At 69.7% G+C, this 19,789-nt stretch carries 14 protein-coding genes and 2 pseudogenes; 8 read left to right on the top strand and 8 right to left on the bottom strand.

Annotated elements, in window-relative coordinates; translation table 11 throughout:
* Positions 1-11: 11 nt before the first annotated feature.
* The gene (locus ABZ795_RS15930; RefSeq protein ID WP_327026916.1) at positions 12-1,889 is read right to left on the bottom strand and encodes a nucleoside-diphosphate sugar epimerase/dehydratase; all 1,878 of its coding nucleotides are present in this window, start codon (positions 1,887-1,889) and stop codon (positions 12-14) included.
* Between the two features lie 461 nt (positions 1,890-2,350).
* Here ABZ795_RS15930 and ABZ795_RS15925 point away from each other — a divergent pair, with 461 nt between their 5' ends.
* The 5 genes from ABZ795_RS15925 (at position 2,351) to ABZ795_RS15905 (ending at position 8,576) form a co-directional block, all read left to right on the top strand.
* Complete coding sequence (locus tag ABZ795_RS15925) at positions 2,351-3,592, top strand: glycosyltransferase (protein ID WP_357530855.1); 1,242 nt, start codon at positions 2,351-2,353, stop codon at positions 3,590-3,592.
* A 112-nt stretch (positions 3,593-3,704) separates the two neighbouring features.
* Positions 3,705-4,868 carry a glycosyltransferase gene (locus tag ABZ795_RS15920; protein ID WP_357530854.1) on the top strand — a complete coding sequence of 388 codons (1,164 nt, stop codon included), beginning with the start codon at positions 3,705-3,707 and terminating at the stop codon, positions 4,866-4,868.
* A gap of 98 nt (positions 4,869-4,966) precedes the next feature.
* Positions 4,967-6,130 carry a hypothetical protein gene (locus tag ABZ795_RS15915; RefSeq protein WP_327026913.1) on the top strand — a complete coding sequence of 388 codons (1,164 nt, stop codon included), beginning with the start codon at positions 4,967-4,969 and terminating at the stop codon, positions 6,128-6,130.
* A gap of 392 nt (positions 6,131-6,522) precedes the next feature.
* The gene (locus ABZ795_RS15910; RefSeq protein ID WP_357530853.1) at positions 6,523-7,419 is read left to right on the top strand and encodes a hypothetical protein; all 897 of its coding nucleotides are present in this window, start codon (positions 6,523-6,525) and stop codon (positions 7,417-7,419) included.
* Complete coding sequence (locus tag ABZ795_RS15905) at positions 7,395-8,576, top strand: polysaccharide pyruvyl transferase family protein (RefSeq protein ID WP_327026911.1); 1,182 nt, start codon at positions 7,395-7,397, stop codon at positions 8,574-8,576. Before ABZ795_RS15910 ends, ABZ795_RS15905 begins: the two co-directional genes overlap by 25 nt.
* A gap of 22 nt (positions 8,577-8,598) precedes the next feature.
* Here the strand turns inward: ABZ795_RS15905 and ABZ795_RS15900 are convergent, their stop codons facing one another.
* Positions 8,599-9,876: a glycosyltransferase family 4 protein gene (locus ABZ795_RS15900; RefSeq protein WP_357530852.1), complete on the bottom strand. Its 1,278-nt coding sequence runs from the start codon at positions 9,874-9,876 to the stop codon at positions 8,599-8,601.
* 23 nt (positions 9,877-9,899) lie between these two features.
* Positions 9,900-10,034 (bottom strand): annotated as a pseudogene (locus ABZ795_RS15895) (NAD-dependent epimerase); the annotation flags it as partial.
* Between the two features lie 166 nt (positions 10,035-10,200).
* Here ABZ795_RS15895 and ABZ795_RS15890 point away from each other — a divergent pair.
* Positions 10,201-10,836: a sugar transferase gene (locus tag ABZ795_RS15890; RefSeq protein ID WP_357530851.1), complete on the top strand. Its 636-nt coding sequence runs from the start codon at positions 10,201-10,203 to the stop codon at positions 10,834-10,836.
* Positions 10,833-11,669 (top strand): annotated as a pseudogene (locus tag ABZ795_RS15885) (NAD-dependent epimerase/dehydratase); the annotation flags it as partial. The gene ABZ795_RS15890 and the pseudogene ABZ795_RS15885, both read left to right, overlap by 4 nt.
* 74 nt (positions 11,670-11,743) lie before the next feature.
* Here the strand turns inward: ABZ795_RS15885 and ABZ795_RS15880 are convergent.
* Both ABZ795_RS15880 and ABZ795_RS15875 read right to left on the bottom strand, forming a co-directional pair.
* The gene (locus tag ABZ795_RS15880; RefSeq protein WP_327026908.1) at positions 11,744-12,196 is read right to left on the bottom strand and encodes a hypothetical protein; all 453 of its coding nucleotides are present in this window, start codon (positions 12,194-12,196) and stop codon (positions 11,744-11,746) included.
* 100 nt (positions 12,197-12,296) lie between these two features.
* Entirely contained in the window at positions 12,297-14,696 is a 2,400-nt protein-coding gene (locus tag ABZ795_RS15875; protein WP_327026907.1) for a Tex family protein, read from the bottom strand.
* A gap of 59 nt (positions 14,697-14,755) precedes the next feature.
* On the opposite strand from ABZ795_RS15875, the gene dgt reads away from it, so the two are divergent.
* Positions 14,756-16,267: a dGTP triphosphohydrolase gene (dgt, locus tag ABZ795_RS15870; RefSeq protein WP_327026906.1), complete on the top strand. Its 1,512-nt coding sequence runs from the start codon at positions 14,756-14,758 to the stop codon at positions 16,265-16,267.
* 49 nt (positions 16,268-16,316) lie between these two features.
* Here dgt and ABZ795_RS15865 read toward each other — a convergent pair whose 3' ends face one another.
* Genes ABZ795_RS15865 through ABZ795_RS15855 form a run of 3 tightly spaced genes read right to left on the bottom strand, consistent with a single transcriptional unit; the run spans position 16,317 to position 19,730 of the window.
* Positions 16,317-17,456 (bottom strand): MBL fold metallo-hydrolase, encoded by a 1,140-nt coding sequence (locus ABZ795_RS15865; protein WP_357530850.1) that lies wholly within the window; start codon positions 17,454-17,456, stop codon positions 16,317-16,319.
* A gap of 51 nt (positions 17,457-17,507) precedes the next feature.
* Complete coding sequence (locus ABZ795_RS15860; protein ID WP_357530849.1) at positions 17,508-18,506, bottom strand: serine hydrolase; 999 nt, start codon at positions 18,504-18,506, stop codon at positions 17,508-17,510.
* A gap of 39 nt (positions 18,507-18,545) precedes the next feature.
* Positions 18,546-19,730 (bottom strand): zinc-dependent alcohol dehydrogenase, encoded by a 1,185-nt coding sequence (locus tag ABZ795_RS15855; protein ID WP_357530848.1) that lies wholly within the window; start codon positions 19,728-19,730, stop codon positions 18,546-18,548.
* Positions 19,731-19,789: the final 59 nt, after the last annotated feature.

Below are 19,789 nucleotides of genomic sequence, written 5' to 3'. Positions count from 1 at the left end.
CCGGTTCCGGCTCAGCGGGCGAGCGGTATGCCGGTCTTCTGGTTGAGAAGCGCGCCGGGAAGGACGCCGCAGAGCCGGGCGAGCTGGTCGATGACCTTGTCCGGCTCGTCGAACGGATCCAGTCCGCTGACCTCCAGGGGATCCAACACAGGCACTCTGACGTGCGAGATCAGCGGATGCAGCGTCCGGTGGTCGGACTCGCCGCTACCCAGCAGATCCTCGTGCAGCTTCTCGCCCGGCCGCAGACCGGTGTAAACGATCTCGACTGTGCTGGCGGCCTGTTCGACCATCCGGCGCGCGATGTCGTCGATGCGTACCGGCTCACCCATGTCCAGCACCAGGGCTTCGCCGTCCCGGCCTATGTTCGCCGCCTGGAGGACCAGATGGACGGCCTCCTGCACCGTCATCAGATACCGGGTCACGTCCGGGTGGGTGACGGTCAGCGGCTGCCCGGCCTCGATCTGTCGCTGGAAGGCGGTCACCACCGAGCCGCGGCTGCTCAGCACGTTGCCGAACCGCACGCTGAGGAAGGTGCCCGGGTAGGCCGCCGCGGCGTGCGCGGTGAGCATCTCGGTGATGCGTTTCGAGTAACCCAGCACGCTGATCGGGTCGGCGGCCTTGTCGGTGGAGATGTTCACGAACCGGGCCACGTCCCGGCAGGCGTCGAGCACGGTGAGAGTGCCCCAGACGTTGGTCTTGACAGCCTCTCCCGGGTGCCGTTCCAGCAGCGTCAGGTGCTTGAGCGCCGCAGCATGAAAGACGATCTCGGGGCGTCGTTGCCGCATGATGCGCCGGACACCCTCGTCGTCGCGCAAGTCGGCGAGGATCAGCTCGGGGCCGTCCAGCAGTGCCCGACCGGTGAGCGACATCTGAAGGCCGTGCAACGCCGACTCGTCCCGGTCCAGCATCATCAGCTCACCGGGGTTGGCCTGCATGATCTGCCGGCACAACTCGGAGCCGATCGAGCCGCCGGCGCCGGTGACCAGGACGCGCCGGCCGGCGAGCACGTTGTCGTCCAGGGTCAGATCACCGACGACCTGACGTCGGCCGAGCAGGTCACTGATCTGGACGTCCCGTACGTCCCTGACCGTGATGCGGTGATCCACCAGCTCCCGCATCGGTGGAAGGATCTTGAATGTGGCGCCCGTGCGGAGCGTGGCCTCCCGGATCTCGCGGATCAGCGTGGCGTCGGCGTTCGCCACGGAGAAGATCAGCGCGGTCGCGCCGGTGCGGTGGATGGCCTTGGCGATCTCGGCCCGGCCACCCAGGACCGAGACGCCGGCGATGCGCAGGTCCTGCTTGTCCGGGTCGTCGTCGAGGGCGCCGACGGGCAGGTAGCGGCCCTTCGGGTCGCCGAGCATCGCGCGGACGAGTCCCTGTCCGGCCTCGCCGAGGCCGAAGAGCAGCACCGGGGTCGCTGAACGGGCGTCCGGACGCATGGCCCGGTCCCGCCGGTGCCGATGCAGCAGACGGCAGCTGAGCATCAGCAACAGTGCCAACGCCCCACCGACCACCGGGGTGCTGCCAGGCACCGGGCGTTGGTCGAACGCCAGCAGGGCGATCAGCACAACGGCAGCCGTGGTGGCGGTGGTGCCCGCGAGACCGCGGACCTCCTCGACACTGCCGAGCGGCTGCCGACCCGAATAGATCCGGCGCAGCGCGCTCAATCCGACATGCAGTACGGCGGCAGCGCCGCCGAGCATCACCGCGTTGACAGCCTGATCGATGGTGAGGATTTGTTCGTACCTTGCCCAACCGGCGACCGTGAATCCACCGACCCAGGCGAGCGCGTCGGCGACGAGAAAGACGGCGGTACGTCGGCTGCTCGCCCTGATGCGGTCGGTGGCCGTGGATGGCGTTCGCTGGACACGCTCAATTTCCCGCAGCATGTACAAACTCCCCTGTCCTGCTGTCGGTGGCCGATGATGACCTACGGCAGGTCAGGGCCACATGCATCCCGTAACTGCTTAGCCGACGTTTGCTCTGCGGGTTCTGGGTTTCGCGTTTCTGTGGCCGGTTGTTGGTATGGCTCGTCGCTGGGGCGAAATATTGTCGCCTCCGCCGGCCGGTATTCAGGAACAGTCGAATGCCATTCACGCCAGTGGGCCGCGCGCAACCGTCGACTGGTCTTACCACGAACCTTCTTGACCCTGAGGTCGATGCCCTTGCGGGCCAGCCGCTCGGCCCGGCTACGGCTGAGCACCGTCTCGATCTCCGACGGGACACATGCCAATGCGTCGATCAGGGCGCGACGAAATCGAAGGGTTTTCAGGTCCGCTGATTCCCGCGCGACCTGTCGCCCGGGTCGGTCGTTTGTCCCGGTGTGCTCGCAGGGGGAGAGGAGAAACTGGTGCTCGATGCGGTGGGAGCTGAGGCCAACCCGACTCGGGAACACGACCTTGAACCCTTTCGCGTCCTGGCTACCTGTGGCGGGTTCGTGCCGGGGCATCGGTATGGAGGCCCGGTGCGCTCTCTCGTCCAGATCGTGGAATCGATATCCGAGAGCATCGACCTGACCTTGGTGACGCGTGACCGCGATCTCGCCACGCCGACTCCGTATCCGGGTCTCTCTGGCCGTTGGGTCAGGCAGTCCGGAGCGCGGGTGTTCTACCTGACCGTCTCACGGGCGGGTCAATGGCGTCAGCTGCGGCGCGAGTTCCGAGATACTTCCTTCGACCTGCTGTACGTGAACAGTCTCTTCTCGATGTTCTCACTCGTGCCGATCATCGCGGCACGGCTGGGTGTGCTGAGGGTGTCGCGGATCCTCGTGGCCCCGCGGGGGGAGTTGTCGACCGGCTCGCTCTCCCTCAAGCGGCGGAAGAAGCAGGTGTTCCTCCGGTTCTGGCTGCCGCTGCTCAGGACGCTGGGAGTCGTCTGGCATGCCACCAGTGATCGTGAGGCGGAGAGTATCCGGCGAGCGTGCCCATGGGCACAGATCGAGATCAACAGGTCGCAGGTGTCGCTGCCGTACGAACCGCTTCCGCCGGGACCGGTCGTACCCGGCCCTGCCCGGCTCGTGTTTATCAGTCGCATCAGCCCCGAGAAGAACTTGATCCTTGTACTGCGGGCGTTGCAGCAGGTCTCGACGCCGATGGATCTCGACATATACGGGCCGATGGAGAATGTCGGCTACTGGGAGAAGTGCCAGAACCTGTTCGCGCGCCTGCCGACGACGGTACAGGTGCGGTACTGCGGCGAGTTGGCTGCGGACGAGGTACGGAGCACCTTCGCCAGGTACGACGCCTTTGTCTTCCCCACGCTCGGCGAAAACTTTGGGCATGTCATCGCCGAGAGCCTTTCCGCATCCTGTCCCGTGATCTGCTCCGACCAGACGCCTTGGACGGACCTGCTGACCGCTGGTGGTGGCGCGGTCCTGAAGCGGCTCACCGCCGACGATCTCGCCGGGCAGCTCGAACGGTTCGCCGCGTTGGATCAGGTCGCTCGGGCGCACGCGCGTCGTGCAGCTGGCGACGCATACCGATCGTGGCGTCGGCGCGTTGACGGCCCGAACATCCTCGAGCAGGCTCGCCGGGCGTCATGGGTACGGCCCGGTGACCCGATCCACCCGTCGTGCTGTGGCGCTGATTCGTGAATGGGAGATAGCGGTGAACCAGCCGGTCAAGGATCGGGCCAACCTTCTTCCCATTAGGGAGGGGACGCGTCGCGTTGCGGTTGTCACCCATGGGCTGCACAGGAGTGGCGGCGTGGAAAGCGTTGTCAGCTGGCTCTGCGAGGGTCTTGCCGCGAGCGGCCGGTACGCCGTGGACATACACGATTTGGCGATGTCGTATCGGGACAGTTCCAGCCGGCGCATTCTGGCGCCCCGGTCGTGGCTGCAGCCGAGCGTGCTCACGCGCAAAGGGGAGAGGCCGGACGAATGGTATTGGGGTGCGAACGCGGTCGAACTCGAGTTCATGCGGTACCGGCCACGACGTGAGTTGACCAAGGCGCTGGCGGGGTACGACCTCATCCAGGTTGTCTGCGGTTCGCCCGCGTGGGCGGCACCGATTCTCAACGCCGGCCCGCCGGTCGTGATCCAGATGGCGACGTTGGTGGAGTGGGAACGTGATTCATATCCGAAAGCGGGAGCGTCCGCCGTAGCCGCTTGGCGAGCGATGATGACCCGGATCACCGCACGGATCGAGAGGTCGGCCCTGAGCGCGGCCGACGCGGTCCTCGTCGAGAACAAGGTGATCCTCGACTGGATGAGGACAGTCGGCCATTCCAACGTCGTGCTCGCGCCTCCCGGCGTCGACACGACCATCTTCTCACCGCCATCCGACGGCTGGCGTGCCGATGGACACCTGCTCTCGGTCTGTCGACTCGCCGACCCACGTAAAGGACTGGACCGAATGGTCCGCGCGTACGGGAAGCTCGTGTGTGATCGGCCCGACGCGCCCCCGCTCGTGCTCGCGGGAAAGGGACGCCTGGATCCCTCGATCAGCGCGCTCATCGCCGATCTCGGGCTGAACCGGCGGATCGTGGTGCGTGCCGATGTTCCGGTCAATGAACTGGTCGAGCTTTACCGTAGTGCCTCGGTGTTTCTGCAGACCTCCTACGAGGAGGGCCTCGGTCTGTCCGTCATCGAGGCGATGGCCTGCGGGGTTCCGAGCGTGGTCACGGCCACCTACGGCGCGCGCGAGAGCGTCGCCGACGGACGGACCGGCTGGTTGGTTCCGCTGGAACCCGCGGCCGATGTCAGCCGGTCAGTGGCGGCGCGGGTGCACGAGATCCTCGACGGCGCCGGTGCCAGTATGGCCACCGCAGCTCGCCGCCGCTGCGAAGAACATTTTTCCCGGCACGTCACGCTCCGCCGTTTCATCGACACGTACGATCGGCTGCTCGCGCACGGGGCAGAGACGCGGTGAGCGCACCAGCGGCGGTCCAGCCCTCAAGGGAACGGGGGAAGCATCGGATCGCCCGGCGGCAGACCTCCCGACTCACCGGGTTGCTCCAGCAGTTCCCGGTGACTGCGGTGATCCTGGCACCGTACGCGATCCTTGTGGTTCCGATGGCGGTGTTCCACGGCAACCCGAAGACCGGGTTCATACTGAGCCTGCTGGGGCTGGCCCTGGCCAGTACCCTGGCCGTGGAACTAGCCTTTCGCAGCCGGATAGGCAAGCGCGGTGACTGGCAGCGCGGCCTTGCACAGGCCAACGCCGGTTACCCACACCTGTTCCTCCTCGCCCGGCTGACCGCTGTCGTCAGCATCGTCGCGGACGTGGTCGGTGCGCTGGAAGGCCGTGGCACTGTCTTCACCCAGGCTGCGGGCGAGTTGGCCTCATCACCCGCGGCCTTCGTCACCTCCGCTCTCTCGGGATGGCGCTACCTCGCGGTCGCCCTGCTGCTGGCGAGCCTGCTCGGGGGCCACGTGGGTCACCTGCGTTTCCTGCTGTGGGCGACCCTCCTCGTCGCCACCCAGGTTGTGCTCATACTGATCACGGCAATCTCGGCCCCGCTGATCGGGTTCCTGTCCTTTCTTCTCGCGGTGACCGCCATCTGTGGTGTGGTCCGCCCACGCTTCGTGATCGCCGCTGTGCTTGTGTTGTTCCTCGTCTGGCCGACGATCTTCGCGCAGCGCAACGAAGTCAGGGTCGGGGGCGGGTATGCGGTGGACGAGAGGATCAGTGCCAGCGACCGACTCCGCTTCGACCTTCAGGTCTCGCGGGCGAGTGACTACGAGGTGCCGGTCGACATCGGCCGTCCCGGCCTGCCGGAAATCGTTCGGTATGGCGTTGTGCCCCGGATACTGGATCCGGATCGGCCGGCGCTGTCGACCGGCGCGCGGATCAACGAGTTCCTCGGTGGAAGCCCTACGTCCGCCTATACATTCCTCGCTCTCGGCACCATCTACTTTCTTGACGGCCCCTGGGGGGTAATCCTCTTCTACAGCGGTTGGGCGCTCGCCGTCGTCGCGCTGATGCGGATCCGGGGCGCGCCGGGACCGGTGCGGCTCTCCTACCTGTGCTTCGTGATGGCAACTCCGCTCGTCTGGTCGGCCACCTACCCCGAGTCCATGATCGCGTTTGTGCAGTACTCGGTCGCTGCGCTGCCGGTTTTGCTGATCATTTACCTGACCAGGCAGACCCGAGCACCTGTCCCGCCTGCCGCCAGCGGGTACGCCAGTTGACCGCATCGGCGGATCTCCGTGGCGCGACCGGCGGAGGTCGGGCATCCGCGTCATCTCCGGCCGGGCGCTCCTTCGGGCGGCGTGCCGTCGTGGCGTTTGCGGTCAACGGGCTGTCCAGTATCGGCAACCTTGCCGTGTCGGTGTCGGTTGCTCGTGGTGAACCGCTGGGTCGCTTGGGGCAGTTCGCCCTCGCGTTCTCGATCTACGTGCTGGTCACCGGGCTGTCGCGTACGACGGTTACGGAGTCGGTTCTCGCGGAGCGCGCGGAACCTTCGTCGGCCGAGGCGGCGTACGGAGCCCGCCGAGCCTGCCTGCTCGGCGTGTTGACGGGGGCAGTGGTCGTGGTGGTGGGGGTCGGTCACGGATCGTCGTACCTCGCCATCGCCGGCGGGATGCTGCCGGGCCTGGTGCTGTACGACTACGTGAAGGCGATGAGCCTCGGCGCAGGCGAGACCCGGGTTGCCGTGGTGCAGGAGGGGCTGTGGACCGGGTGCGTGTTGACGATCACGCTGTCAGCCCTCGTTCTGCCCATCACGCCCGTTCTGGTCTTCGCGACCTGGGCCACCACGGGAGCCCTCATCGGGGTTCTCGCCGCCGTCGGTCAGCGGTATCCGGTCCGGCCGGGATGGAACCTCGATCGACGGCGGACCAAGGTCTCCGCGACCTTTGCGGCGCAGTTCCTGGTCACCACCGGGTCCGCGCAACTGGCCCTGACCGGACTGGCCGTCGTCGGCGGCGCTGCCGGCGTCGCCGTCGTCGGAGCGCTGGGTGCGGCCCGGACCGTATTCGGGCCGGTGGCCCTGCTGACCGCCACGCTCAATTCGTTGATCGTCCCGTTTCTCGCGCGCAGCCGCCCCCGGGGAGTCCGTACGCGGCTGCGTACCGCCGGGCCGGTGGTCGGCCTGACGATTGCCCTCAGCGCCCCGGTGGTGATCGGCGTCTGCCTGTTGCCGGACCGGGCTGGTGCGGCGCTGCTCGCGGACAACTGGGCGGTGGCCCGGCCGTTGCTGCCGTTGATCGCCGTCGAGGTTCTGTTGGCGCCGATCGCGCTCGTCGGATTCGCCGGGCATCGGGTGCAGGGAGCCGGGGGGCGGGCTCTGTTGATCGGCGGGGTGCTCGGCCCGATCCGAGTCGTCTCGATCGTCGCCGGCGGTGTCCTGTTCGGCGCGTACGGCGCTGCCGGAGCGCTTGCCCTGATCGTCGTGGTCAGCGCGAGCTGCTGGTGTCTCAGCTACCTGACCCTCGATGTGCAAAGGGAGAAGCGATGGCGCGACCAACCGTCGGGCTGATCTGTCTCGGTGAGGCGGGAAACTTCGGGGACGACCTGATCATGATTGCCGCGGTCGTGGCGGCCACGGAGACAGGGGACGACGTCGCGGTCCGGCATCTCAGTTTCGGAAGGCCCGTCAACTGGCCTGCGGTCTCCGCACGCATCGGTCGTGACCTGAGCCCGCAAGCGGTACGTCCGACCAGAGACCTACCCGGCTCGCGACGCAGCGAACTCAGCTTCCAAAGCTGTCAGGCGGTGCTGTTCGGCGGCGGTGGTCTCCTGCAAACCAGCCACCATCCGCACACCCCCTACCACTGGCTCAGCTTTCTGCCGCGGCACCATCCGGCGGTTCCGGTGCTTGCCGTCGGCCTCGGCCTCGGCCCGTTGAGCGACTACTGGCAGCGGCGCTTGCACCAGCTTGGTTCCCCGTTCGACGAGTGTTACCTGCGTGATGACGACTCGGTCGCCTATGCCGAACAGCGACTTGGCTGGCGCGTCGGCCGGTGCCGGGATTTCGTCGACTCCGCATTTCTCACTCGACTCGGCATCGGTCGGCGCGGCTTCTCGGCAGACGGTCAAGGCCTGCTCGGGGTGGCGCTACGCCGATGGCCGGGGCTCGACCCCATCGGCACCGCCCGCCACATCGGACGCGTCGCAGAGGCGTACGGTGTCGGGAACATTCGGCTGTTCGTCCTAGAGACGAGTGCCAGCGGAGTGGACGTGGCCTTTACCGAGCAGGTGTGTCGGCAACTCGGTGGCCGTGAAGCGGATGTCGTCCCGTACCTGGGCGCGGACGTGCTCGATTTCGCCGAGGCGATGGCCGGATGTTCGGTCGCCGTCTCGATGAAGTTGCATTCGAGCGCGCTGTGGGCGGCACTCGGTGTGCCGATCTTCCCGATCTCGTACGCGCCGAAGACGGCGGCGTTCTTCGGCCAACCGTTCGCTGGCTTGAAGACGTACGACCAGGTGGTGGCACCTGCGGTGGAGCCGAACTCTGTCCCGCGCGCGGCCGACGTCGTGCTGCCGTGGCTTCGACAGGCGCTCTCCGGGCAGTTTGCGGTCACCCGTGCCGTCCTCACGAACAGCGACAAGTTGCGACTTCAGACGTCACGCACCGCGGTCAACGTCTATCGGCGTCTCGGCCGTTCATTCCGGAACGTGATGGTACGAGAGTGACCGAGGACGCCGACCACACCACCTAACGGCGCAGCGGGTCCTGGCCCCGCGCCTGCTCCAGCAGATTCGCCAGGGCCACGCTGCCGATCCGCTCCGAGAGGTGCTCCAGGTAGAACTGGCGGCCGGTTCGGCCCAGTTCCTGGCGTTTTTCGGTGCCCAACTCGTACATCCGGCGGATCGCGTCGGCCAGGGCGCGGGGGTCACCGGGTGGTGCCACAAAACCGGCGCCGGACTCGTCGACGAGCCGCGCCGCGTCGCCCGCCAGGGCGGCGACGATCGGCCGGCCGCAGGCGAGCGAGCTCTGCACCTTGCTCGGCATGGTCTTGCGGTGCAACGGCCGGTCACGCAGAGAGATTAACTGGACGTCGCCGAGCGGCATCAGCTCGATCATCCGTTCGAGCGGTTGCTGACCGAGGAAGACCACCCGGCCGGGCGGGTAGCCGCTGGCCAACTCGCGCAGCCGCTGCTCCTCCACCCCGCTGCCAGCGAACACGAGCGTCAGGTCCGAGATGTCGGTCAGGTGCTCCATGGCGTCGATCACGACGTCGAGCCCTTGCAGGTTTCCCATGCTGCCGGCGTACATCACCACGAAGCCGGAGAGCCCGAGCGATTCGGCCAGCTGCGGATCGCGGGGCCGGGGGCGAAAGCGGCGCTCGTCGACCCAGTTGTAGACGACCGAGAGTTTGTCCCGGGGGACACCGCGCTCGGCGAGGATGTCGACCATGCCGGGCGCGATGACGGCCACGTGCGTGGCCTGGCGGTAACTGGCGTTGCAGAACCGGTGCAGGATCCGGACGATCTGATCCAGGGCACGGCCGGGACGCACGTAGTCGCTCTCCGCCAGAGTGTCCGGCCACATGTCCTCGACCAGGATGACGTACGGGCGTCCGTGCAGCCACCGGGCCACCATCGCGGGAAGCGCCACGGTCGCCGGTGACGAGTAGACGAGCCAGACGTCGACCTTGCGGAGCAGGTCCAGCCGGGCCACCGCCGAGGCGGCGAAGCTGAGGTAGTTGGCGGTCCGCCTGACCGCCGACCCGTCGTGACTGGGAAACAGCGGCACCCGATGTACGGAGACGCCGTTCATCATCTCGAACTGGTATGCCCGGAGGCGGTATCCCGGGTGCAGCCTGCCCGACGGGTAGTTCGGGAAGCCGGTGAGTACGTGCACCTCGTGACCGAGCGCGACCAAGGACCGGCTGATGATCCCCGGGAGAACGGCTGAGCCGCCTTCCGGGTCGTACCACTGGGAGATGATGCCGATCCTGGTCAACGCGCCACCGCCGCACCCGGAAGCCATCTGTCGACGTTCGCCGTGTGGATGTCGCGGCCGTAGCGGGCGAAGATCTTCGCGAGCCCGTCGCGGTCGCGGACATCCACCGACCAATGGGTGTACGAGGCCAGTTCACCGGACAACCGGCGAAACCCACCTGAGCCTGTCGCAATGGCGACAATCATGAAGAATCCTTCGATTGCTTGAGAATCAGGCGTATCGACCATACAGCGCATCTGTTGCGATTGTGGGAACTGGGAACGGAGTGGTGTCCGAGATGTAGTAGCGAGAGCCGGTAGAACTCTGAATGTGACGAATGACGCGGCTCCCGATCGCAACTCCCGAACCCGGATGTACGACCCGCTGAAGCGACTCTTCGACCTGGTCGCCGCGAGCCTTCTCCTGGTGCTCGCCGCGCCGGTGATGCTCGTCGTGGCGCTGGTGGTGCTGGCCACGATGGGTAGGCCGGTGCTGTTCCGCCACACCCGACCGGGCCGACACGGCACGCTCTTCGACCTGGTGAAGTTCCGGACGATGCACGAGGTCGACCCGGCGCGCGGGCTGGTGACCGATGCCGAGCGACTCACCCGGGTCGGTCGGTGGTTACGTGCCAGCAGCCTCGACGAGTTGCCCGAGCTGTGGAACGTGCTGCGCGGTGAGATGAGCCTGGTAGGTCCCCGACCGCACCTCGTCAAGTACCTCGAGCTCTACACGTCCGAGCAGGCACGTCGACATGATGTCCGGCCGGGGATCACCGGGCTGGCGCAGGTACGGGGGCGCAACGCCATCGGGTGGGAGGAGAAGTTCACGTACGACATCGAGTACGTGGACGAGAGGTCCCTGCTGCTTGATCTCCGGATCCTGGCGGCGACCGTCCGCGTCGTCGTCCGCCGGGAGGGCATCGCCGCCCCCGGCGCCGCCACCTGGCACGAGTACACCGGTCCGCCGAAGGTACGGGAGGGCGTGACCTCGGAGAGCGCCCGATGAAGGTGCTCCTCTTCGGCGGCGGTGGTTTCCTGGGCCGGCACATCCACGCCTGCCTGGCCGCGCACGCCGAAGTGCTGGCCCCGACCCGACAGGACTGTGACCTGGCGGCGATCGACCACGGTGCACTTGTCAGGCTGCTGCGCCGGGTCCGCCCCGAAGCCATCGTGATCGCCGCAGGTAGGACCTTCGGCACCGCCACCGAACTGCTTCAGGCACACACCATGGTGACAGCCAAACTCATCGACGCCATCGCCCTGGCAGCCCCGCAGGCGCGACTGGTCAGGATTGGCTCGGCTGCGGAGTACGGACCGGTACCGCACGGGCACACGGTCCGGGAGGACGATCCGGCCCGCCCAGTCGGTGAATACGGCCTCAGCCATCTCACGGCGACCGCGTTGGTCGAGCTCGCCGGTTCGGCCGGTCGGGTGGACGGGCGGGTGTTGCGTGTCTTCAACCCGGTGGGGCCGGGCATGCCGAAGAGTTTCCTGCTCGCGCGCGCCGCGCTCCTGTTCCGGGAAGCCATCCGCGCCGGAGCGGAGACTGTGGACCTCGGCCTGCACGCCGCCTGGCGGGATTTCATCGACGTGCGTGACGTCGCCAGCGCCACCTGGGCGGCCGTTCGCACCGAACTTGCCGGTGACCGGGTATTCAACATCGGCAGCGGCCGGGCGCTCTCGCTGAGCACCGCCATCGACCAGCTTGCCGAGACCGCCGGCTACGCGGGCGTGGTGGCCGCAGGGCCGTTCGCGCCAGAAGCGGCCAGGTCAGCTGCGGTCGGGTGGATGTGCGCCGACCGTGCTCGGGCCGAGCGCATCCTTGACTGGGTGCCGATGCATCCCCTAGCTGACTCGTTGACCGAACTTTGGACGGACATCAACCGGGACGGCCCGACCGGCGCCGAGACGAGTCACCGCCAGTCGTCGCCCGCGGCGAGACGCCGCTCCAGCAGCGTCGCCAACGGCAGCGACTCACCGTCCCGCCCGCCTGCGCCCACAACCAGAGGCGGCATCGACGGCTCCGGTCGGCTGCCCAGCACCCGGGACCGGAGGCTGGACGGCACGACCAGCAGGTAGAAACGACCCTCGGTGTCCACCGCCCGGGTCCGCGCCCGGTCCACGTACCAGCCGCTGACCGCAGTGCGGTATCGGCGGCGTCCGTCGTAGGACGTCGCGGTGAGACGGTCGGTGCGCAGACCGCGTCGGGCCGCCTCGGCCGCGAATTCGGCCACCAACTCCGCCGCCCTGGCCTGCTCGGCCGCGCGCTGCCGCGCGTCCGCGTCGGCGTGTGCCCGCACTGCTCGACGCTGCCGCTCCCGCCACTCGATGCCGTCGTCCGCCACACCGACACGGTACGCGGCCAACCAGGCTGACTGGTTCCGGTGCCCCGGGAGGCGCTGTCGAGCGGACCTGCGTCGCCACCTGGATCCGTGACCGCTTCGCTCGACAGCGCCTCCGTCGTCCTCATGCCAGGCCGGCTCGGCGCAGCGCCTCGGCCATCGCGTCGTTCGCCGGCCTGGGCGCCGCCCGCCCCGACCGCTGCTGTGGTCCGCCACGCTCGCCAGTGCGGGCTGCGCGCTGCCCGCCACGTTGCCCATCGCGTGTGACCTGCCCGCCACGCGGGCCGTCGGTACCCTGTCGGCTGTCGCGGTCGCGTCGCCCGCCGGTGCCCGGCTCGGCCTCGTCTTCCAGCCGCAGGGTCAGCGAGATGCGCTTGCGCGGCACGTCCACGTCCAGCACCTTGACCCGGACTACGTCGCCGGACTTCACCACCTCGTGCGGGTCCTTGACGAAGGTGCGCGACATCGCCGACACGTGCACCAGGCCGTCCTGATGCACCCCGACGTCCACGAAGGCGCCGAAGGCGGCGACGTTGGTGACCACCCCCTCCAGCACCATGCCGGGGGTCAGGTCACTGATCTTCTCCACCCCCTCGGCGAAGGTCGCCGTCCTGAACTCCGGGCGGGGGTCGCGGCCCGGCTTCTCCAACTCGGCGAGGATGTCGGTGACAGTGGGCAGACCGAAGGTGTCGTCCACGAAGTCGGTGGCGCGCAACCCCCGCAGGATGGCGCTGCGGCCGATGATGGAGCGCAGGTCCTGACCGGTGGAGGCGAGGATCCGGCGCACCACCGGGTACGCCTCCGGGTGCACGCTGGAGGAGTCCAGGGGGTCGTCGCCGCCGGGGATGCGCAGGAAGCCGGCGCACTGCTCGAAGGCCTTGGGGCCCAGCCGGGACACCTTCTTCAACTCGGCCCGGGTGCGGAAGGGGCCGTTGGCGTCCCGGTGCAGCACGATGTTCTCGGCCAGGCCGGCGCCGATGCCGGAGACCCGGGTGAGCAGGGGCGCCGAGGCGGTGTTGACGTCCACCCCGACGGCGTTCACACAGTCCTCCACGACGGCGTCGAGTGACCGGGAGAGCTTCACCTCGGACAGGTCGTGCTGGTACTGCCCGACCCCGATGGACCGCGGGTCGATCTTGACCAGTTCGGCCAGCGGGTCTTGGAGGCGGCGGGCGATGGAGACCGCACCCCGCAGCGACACGTCCAGCCCGGGCAGTTCCTGGGCGGCGTACGCGGAGGCGGAGTAGACCGAGGCGCCCGCCTCGGAGACCACCAGCTTGGTCAGCTTCAGCTCGGGATGCCGCTTGATCAGGTCGGCGGCCAGCTTGTCGGTCTCCCGGCTGGCGGTGCCGTTGCCGATCGCGATCAACTCGACGCCGTGCGCGGCGGCCAGGGTGGCCAGGGTGGCCAGGGAGGCGTCCCACTGCCGACGCGGCTCGTGCGGGTAGATGGTGTCCGTGGCGACCACCTTGCCGGTGGCGTCCACCACGGCCACCTTCACCCCGGTACGCAGACCCGGGTCCAGCCCCATGGTGGGTCGGGCACCGGCCGGGGCGGCGAGCAGCAGGTCCCGCAGGTTGGTGGCGAAGACCCGGACGGCCTCCTCCTCGGCCGCCTGCCACAGCCGCATCCGCAGGTCTGCCCCGAGGTGGATCAGGATGCGGGTACGCCAGGCCCAGCGCACCGTGTCGGTCAGCCACTTGTCGGCCGGCCGCCCCTGGTCGGTGACCCCGAAACGGCCGGCGATCGCGGCCTCGTACCGGGTCGGGCCGGTGACGACCGCATCGGCGTCCCCCTCGGCCTCCGGGTCCATGGTCAGGTCGAGTACGCCTTCCTTCTCGCCCCGGAACATGGCCAGGATCCGGTGCGAGGGCAGCTTCGGGTACGGCTCGGCGAAGTCGAAGTAGTCGGCGAACTTGGCCCCGACGGTCTCCTGTCCCTCGCGTACCCGGGACACCAGCCGGCCCCGCGACCACATCTGCTCCCGCAGGGTGCCGATCAGGTCGGCGTCCTCGGCGAACCGCTCGATCAGGATGGCCCGGGCCCCGTCCAGCGCGGCGGCCGCGTCCGCCACCCCCTTGTCGGGGTCGACGAAACCGGCCGCCACCGTCTTCGGGTCCTGCGTCGGGTCACCGAGCAGGATGTCCGCCAGCGGCTCCAGCCCGGCCTCCCGGGCGATCTGTGCCCGGGTGCGCCGCTTGGGCTTGTACGGCAGGTAGATGTCCTCCAGCCGGGACTTCGACTCGGCGGCCATGATCTGCGCCTCGAGGGTCTCGTCCAGCTTGCCCTGGCTGCGGATGGACTCCAGCACCGCGGCCCGCCGCTCGTCCAGCTCGCGCAGGTACCGCAGCCGCTCCTCCAGGGTGCGCAGCTGGGTGTCGTCGAGCAGCCCGGTGGCCTCCTTGCGGTACCGCGCGATGAACGGCACGGTGGCGCCGCCGTCGAGCAGGTCGACGGCCGCGCGTACCTGGTGCTCGGCGACCCCGAGCTCCCCGGCGATGCGCTGATGAACAGAGAGGGTCACGATGCTCCGCCTTCTGATGTGGGTTCCGCCGTGCATTCTGCCGGGCTACCGTGGCGATCATGGAAGCACCTGTGGAGCCCCGGGCGCGGCGACTGTTCGGCGGCAGCGCTCGGGCCCTCGGCGACCTGGCTACCAGCCCGTTCCGGGCCGACCGGGACCGCATCGTCGGCTCGCCCTTCTTCGCCCGGCTGGCCGGGGTCACCCAGGTGGTGAGCCCCGGCGGGTCCGGGTTGCTGGTGCACAACCGGCTGACCCACAGCCTCAAGGTCGCCCAGGTGGCCCGGGCGATCGCCGAACGCCTGACCGCCGACGACTGGCAGCGGGATCTGGCGGAGAAGTTGGGTGGCTGCGACCCGGACGTGGTCGAGGCCGCCGCCCTAGCCCACGACCTAGGTCACCCGCCCTTCGGGCACCTGGGGGAGCGGGTGCTGGACCGGCTGGCCCGGCACCGGCTGGGTCTCACCGACGGCTTCGAGGGCAACGCCCAGTCGTACCGGATAGTCACCTCGACCGAGATCCGGGGGGCGGCGACCACCGGCCTGGACCTGACCGCGGCGGTGCGGGCGGCCATGCTGAAGTACCCCTGGACCCGGCTGGACCACCCCGACCCCCACCCCCGCCTGATGGACCCTCCGCCGCGCGGGGCGGCTCCGCTGCCGGAGGACCCGGACAGCGGCTCGGCGAAATTCGGGGCGTACCGCACCGAGCTGGACGACCTGCGGCAGGCCCGGGCACCCTTCGTCGGGCGGATCGCCGACTGGCAGCAGACCGTCGAGGCCTCCGTGATGGACATCGCCGACGACATCGCGTACGCCATCCACGACGTGGAGGACTTCTACCGGGTGGGGGTGCTCCAGCAGGGGGCGGTGGCCGCCGAACTGATGGCCTGGCAGCGCGAGGGCGGGCACCTGCGGGCCATCACGGACGCGGCCCTGGCCACCTCGGCCCGTCGTCCCGGAGCGGCGATCGAACGGCTGCGCCGCCACCTGCACCACAAGGACGGCTGGGTGGCCGACGACGAGGCTTTCGCCGCGGCGGTCGAACACGTCCGGGAGGAACTGGTCGAGGGGCTGCTGGCCATGCCGTTCGACGGTTCGATCGAGGCGGAGCAGTACGTGGCCCGGTTCTCCGCCCGGTGGACCACCCGGCTGGTCGACGCGATCACCCTCACCGAGAAGCCCTCGCTGCGCTCCGGGCACGTGTTGCTGGCCCCACCGCAGTGGCACGAGGTGCAGGTGCTCAAGTTCGTCCACCACCGGTTCGTGCTGGCCCGCCCGGACCTGGCCCTGCACCAGCGGGGTCAGGCCCGGCTGCTCGGCACCCTGGTCGAGGCGCTGCTGGAGTGGCTGCTGGATCCGCAGGAGGAGTCCCGGCTGCCCCGACGCCTGCACGACCTGGTCGAGTTGGCCGAGGCGGAACTGCATCCGCGTACCCCGGATCGGATCGGCCGGGCCCGGGGTCGGGCCATCGTGGACTTCGTGGCCCAACTGACCGACGGGCAGGCGGTGGCCATGCTGGACGCCCTCTCCGGCCGCTCCGGTGCCCTGTGGACGGACGCCTTCGTGCTGTGAGGTCGTGACTCAGCGGGCCGGTACCCCCTTGACCACGGTCCGGCGAGTCTCAGGCGATCGCCTGCCACCAGCCGTCGACCGCCGGAGGGTCGTCGACCACCACCCGCTCGCCCGGCCGGGGCACCGCCAGCCGCAGGTCGCGGGCCTTGGCCTCGACCCAGAGCCGGTCCACCGGCTCGGACCAGTCGTGCAGGGCCAGGTTGAAGGTCCCCCAGTGCACCGGTACGAGCAGCCCGCCGCGCAGGTCCACATGGGCGGCGACCGCCTCCTCCGGGAACATGTGGATGCTCGGCCAGGCCCGGTCGTACGCCCCGATCTGGATGAGGGTGACGTCGAAGGGGCCGTGCGCCGCCCCGATCTCGGCGTAGCCGGGGAAGTAGCCGGAGTCCCCGGTGTAGTACACCCGGCGCTGCTGACCGGCCACCACCCAGGAACTCCACAGGGTGCCGTTGCGGCGCAGCCCTCGCCCGGAGAAGTGCTGGGCGGCGGCGCAGGTGATCTCCAGACCGGCCAGCCGGTGGGTCTGCCCCCAGTCCAGTTCGACGATCCGGTCGGCCGGCACCCCCCACCGGTCCAGGTGGGCGCCGACCCCCAGCGGCACCAGGAAGGGCGCCGACTGCCGGGCCGTCAGTTCCCGGACCGTGGCCATGTCCAGGTGGTCGTAGTGGTCGTGGGAGATCAGGATCGCGTCCAGGCGGGGCAGTTCCGCCAGGCCTGCCGGGGGTTCGTGCAGCCGGTGCGGTCCCAGGGCCGCCGAGGGGGAGCACCGCTGACTCCACACCGGGTCCAGCAGCACCCGCCGTCCCTCGATCTCGATCAGGGTGGTGGCGTGGCCGTACCAGATCACGTTGAGTTCCCGGGCGGGGTCGACCGGGGTGACCGGGGCGGCCCGGACCAGCGGCACCGGGGCGCTGGGGCGGCGCTTCTGCTTACCGAAGAGCAGCTCCCGCAGCATGTTGCGGTCCGGGGCCGGGGCGGTGATCGGGGTGCCCGGCCGGTTGTGGAAGACCCCCTCGCGGAACTGCGGCGAGCGGGCCGCCCGGTCCGCCCGGGGGCCGGTGAGCCGACCACCCAGGGCGGCCGGCACCTCCCGGGCGACCCAGGCCAGGCCGGCCAGCCCGGCCAGGGCCGCCAGCCCGGCCATTGATGCGCCGATCCGTCGACCGGTAGACCTCTTCGGCGTCCGCATGGATCCCCTCCCGTGACTGCCCGGGGTCCACGTTAGTCGCCGTCGGTCGATTCAGCCGCCGTTGCTGGGGCGGTGGGCGGGGGCCCGGTGTCTGGTCCCGCTGCCACCGAGCCGGTCGGTGGCCTCCAGGAAACGCCGCCCCATCCGGGCCCGGGCCGCCACGGCGGGGTGGGTGGCGCCGTAGTCGTCCGCGCCGGCCTGGCCGTCGGCGAAGAGGGCGTACGTCAGCACGGGGGCACCGGCGGGGTCGAAGATCACCCCGGCCTCGTGGCGGGCGTCGGCGAACCAGCCGGCCTTGGTGGCGACGCGGGCCCGCTGCGCCGAGGACATCTCCCGCCGGATGCCGTCGGTGAAGGCCACCGGAGAGCGCAGCAGCCGCAGCACCACCTCGGTCGAGGCCGGGGTGAGCAGGGCGCCGCCGACCAGGGCCCGGAGCAGGTCGTGGGTCTCCCGGGGGGTGCTGGTGCCGAGGAAGAACCGGTTCGGGTTGGCCACCGGCTGCACCTGGGTGTTCGGGAAGCCCTTGTCCCGCAGGATCTGGTTGAGCTCGGCGGCCGGGCAGACCAGCCCGCAGAGCCGTACCGCGGTGTCGTCGGAGACGGTCAGCAGGTTGGCCAGCACATGTCCCAGGGTCACCTGGCTGGGGTAGGCCCCGTCCAGGCTGAAGATGCCGTCGCCGCCGGGCACCACGATCGCGGCGCTCACCTCGACCTGCTGGTCCAGGGTGAGCAGGCCCCGGTCGACCTTGTCCAGCACGGCGACCGCCACGGCGATCTTGTTGACGCTGTACGCCTCGATCCGGCGGTCCGCCGACTCGGCCACCGCGACCACCGGGTCGGCCCCGGCCGGGTCGGTCAGGCTGACGTACGCCTGCCAGTTCCCCCCGGCCCGGCCGCTCTCCCGGCGGTACGCGGCAGCGATGCGCGCCGCCACCCGCCCACGGTCGCCACCAACCCCTGCCTGCCCGGTCACCGCGCCGGCCTGCCCGGCCCGTCCGGGGTCAGCGGCGGCCGGCCCGGCCGCGCCGAACACCGTGCCGGCCGTGGCCATGCTGCCCAGGCCGAGGGCGGTCCTGCGGTTCGAATGCGCTCACGGGGCGAGGACGACCTTCACGCAGCCGTCCTCCTTGCGCTGGAACATCTCGTACGCCTGCGGGGCCTGCGCCAGCGGCAGCCGGTGGGTCCGCAGGTCCTCCACCCCCAGGGGGTCCTCGTCAGCCGCGAGCAGGGGGATGATCTCGTCGGTCCACCGTCGGACATGGCACTGGCCCATCCGCACCTGGACGCCCCGGTCGAACATCTCCATCAGCGGCAGCGGATCGACCTCACCGCCGTACACCCCGGAGATGGAGACCGTGCCGCCGCGTCGCACGGCCTTCAGGGCGGCCTTGAGCACGACGAGCCGGTCCACCCCGGCCTTGTCGATCATCTGCCCGGCCAGCTTGTCCGGGAGCAGCCCGGCGGCGGTCTGGGCGATCTTGCCCAGGGGCGCCCCGTGCGCCTCCATGCCGACGGCGTCGATCACCGCGTCCGGCCCCCGCCCGTCCACCAGGTCGATCAACGCGCCGGGCACGTCGTCGATCTGGCTGGTGTCGAGCACCTCGACACCGTGCCGGCGGGCCATCTCCAGGCGCTCCGGAACCAGGTCCAGGCCGATCACCCGCTCGGCGCCGAGGTGCCGCCCGACCCGGGCGCAGAACTGGCCCACCGGGCCCAGGCCGAACACGGCCAGGGTGCCGCCACGGGGGGTGTCGGCGTACTTCACCGCCTGCCAGGCGGTGGGCAGGATGTCGGAGAGGTAGAGCCAGCGCTCGTCCGGGCCGGTCTCCGGCACCTTGATCGGCCCGAACTCGGCGTGCGGCACCCGCAGGTACTCGGCCTGGCCCCCGGGCACCGAGCCGTACAGGCTGGTGTAGCCGAACAGGGCCGCGCCCTTGCCCTCCGAGGTGACCTGGGTGGTCTCGCACTGGGCGTACAACTGGCGGGAGCACATCCAGCAGGACCCGCAGGCGATGTTGAACGGCACCACCACCCGGTCGCCGGGCTTGAGTCGGGTCACCCCCGCCCCGACCTCCTCGACGATGCCCATCGGCTCGTGCCCCAGGATGTCCCCGGGCTTGAGGTACGGCCCGAGCACCTCGTACAGATGCAGGTCAGAGCCGCAGATCGCGGTGGAGGTGATCCGTACGATCGCGTCCGTAGGCTCCTCGATCCGCGGGTCCGGCACCTGCTCGACCCGCACCTCCCGCCTACCCTGCCACGTCAACGCCCGCATGCTCTGCCCCCAACCGTCGATGTAGCTACCCTGCTACCCGACAACCCGCCCCCTAACCA

Origin of the sequence: Micromonospora sp. NPDC047134 (genome assembly GCF_040643455.1) — a bacterium.
In the GTDB taxonomy this organism is placed as follows: domain Bacteria; phylum Actinomycetota; class Actinomycetes; order Mycobacteriales; family Micromonosporaceae; genus Micromonospora.
Note: the sequence above shows the minus strand (reverse complement) of the source record. Positions and strands in the feature narration are given on the sequence as shown.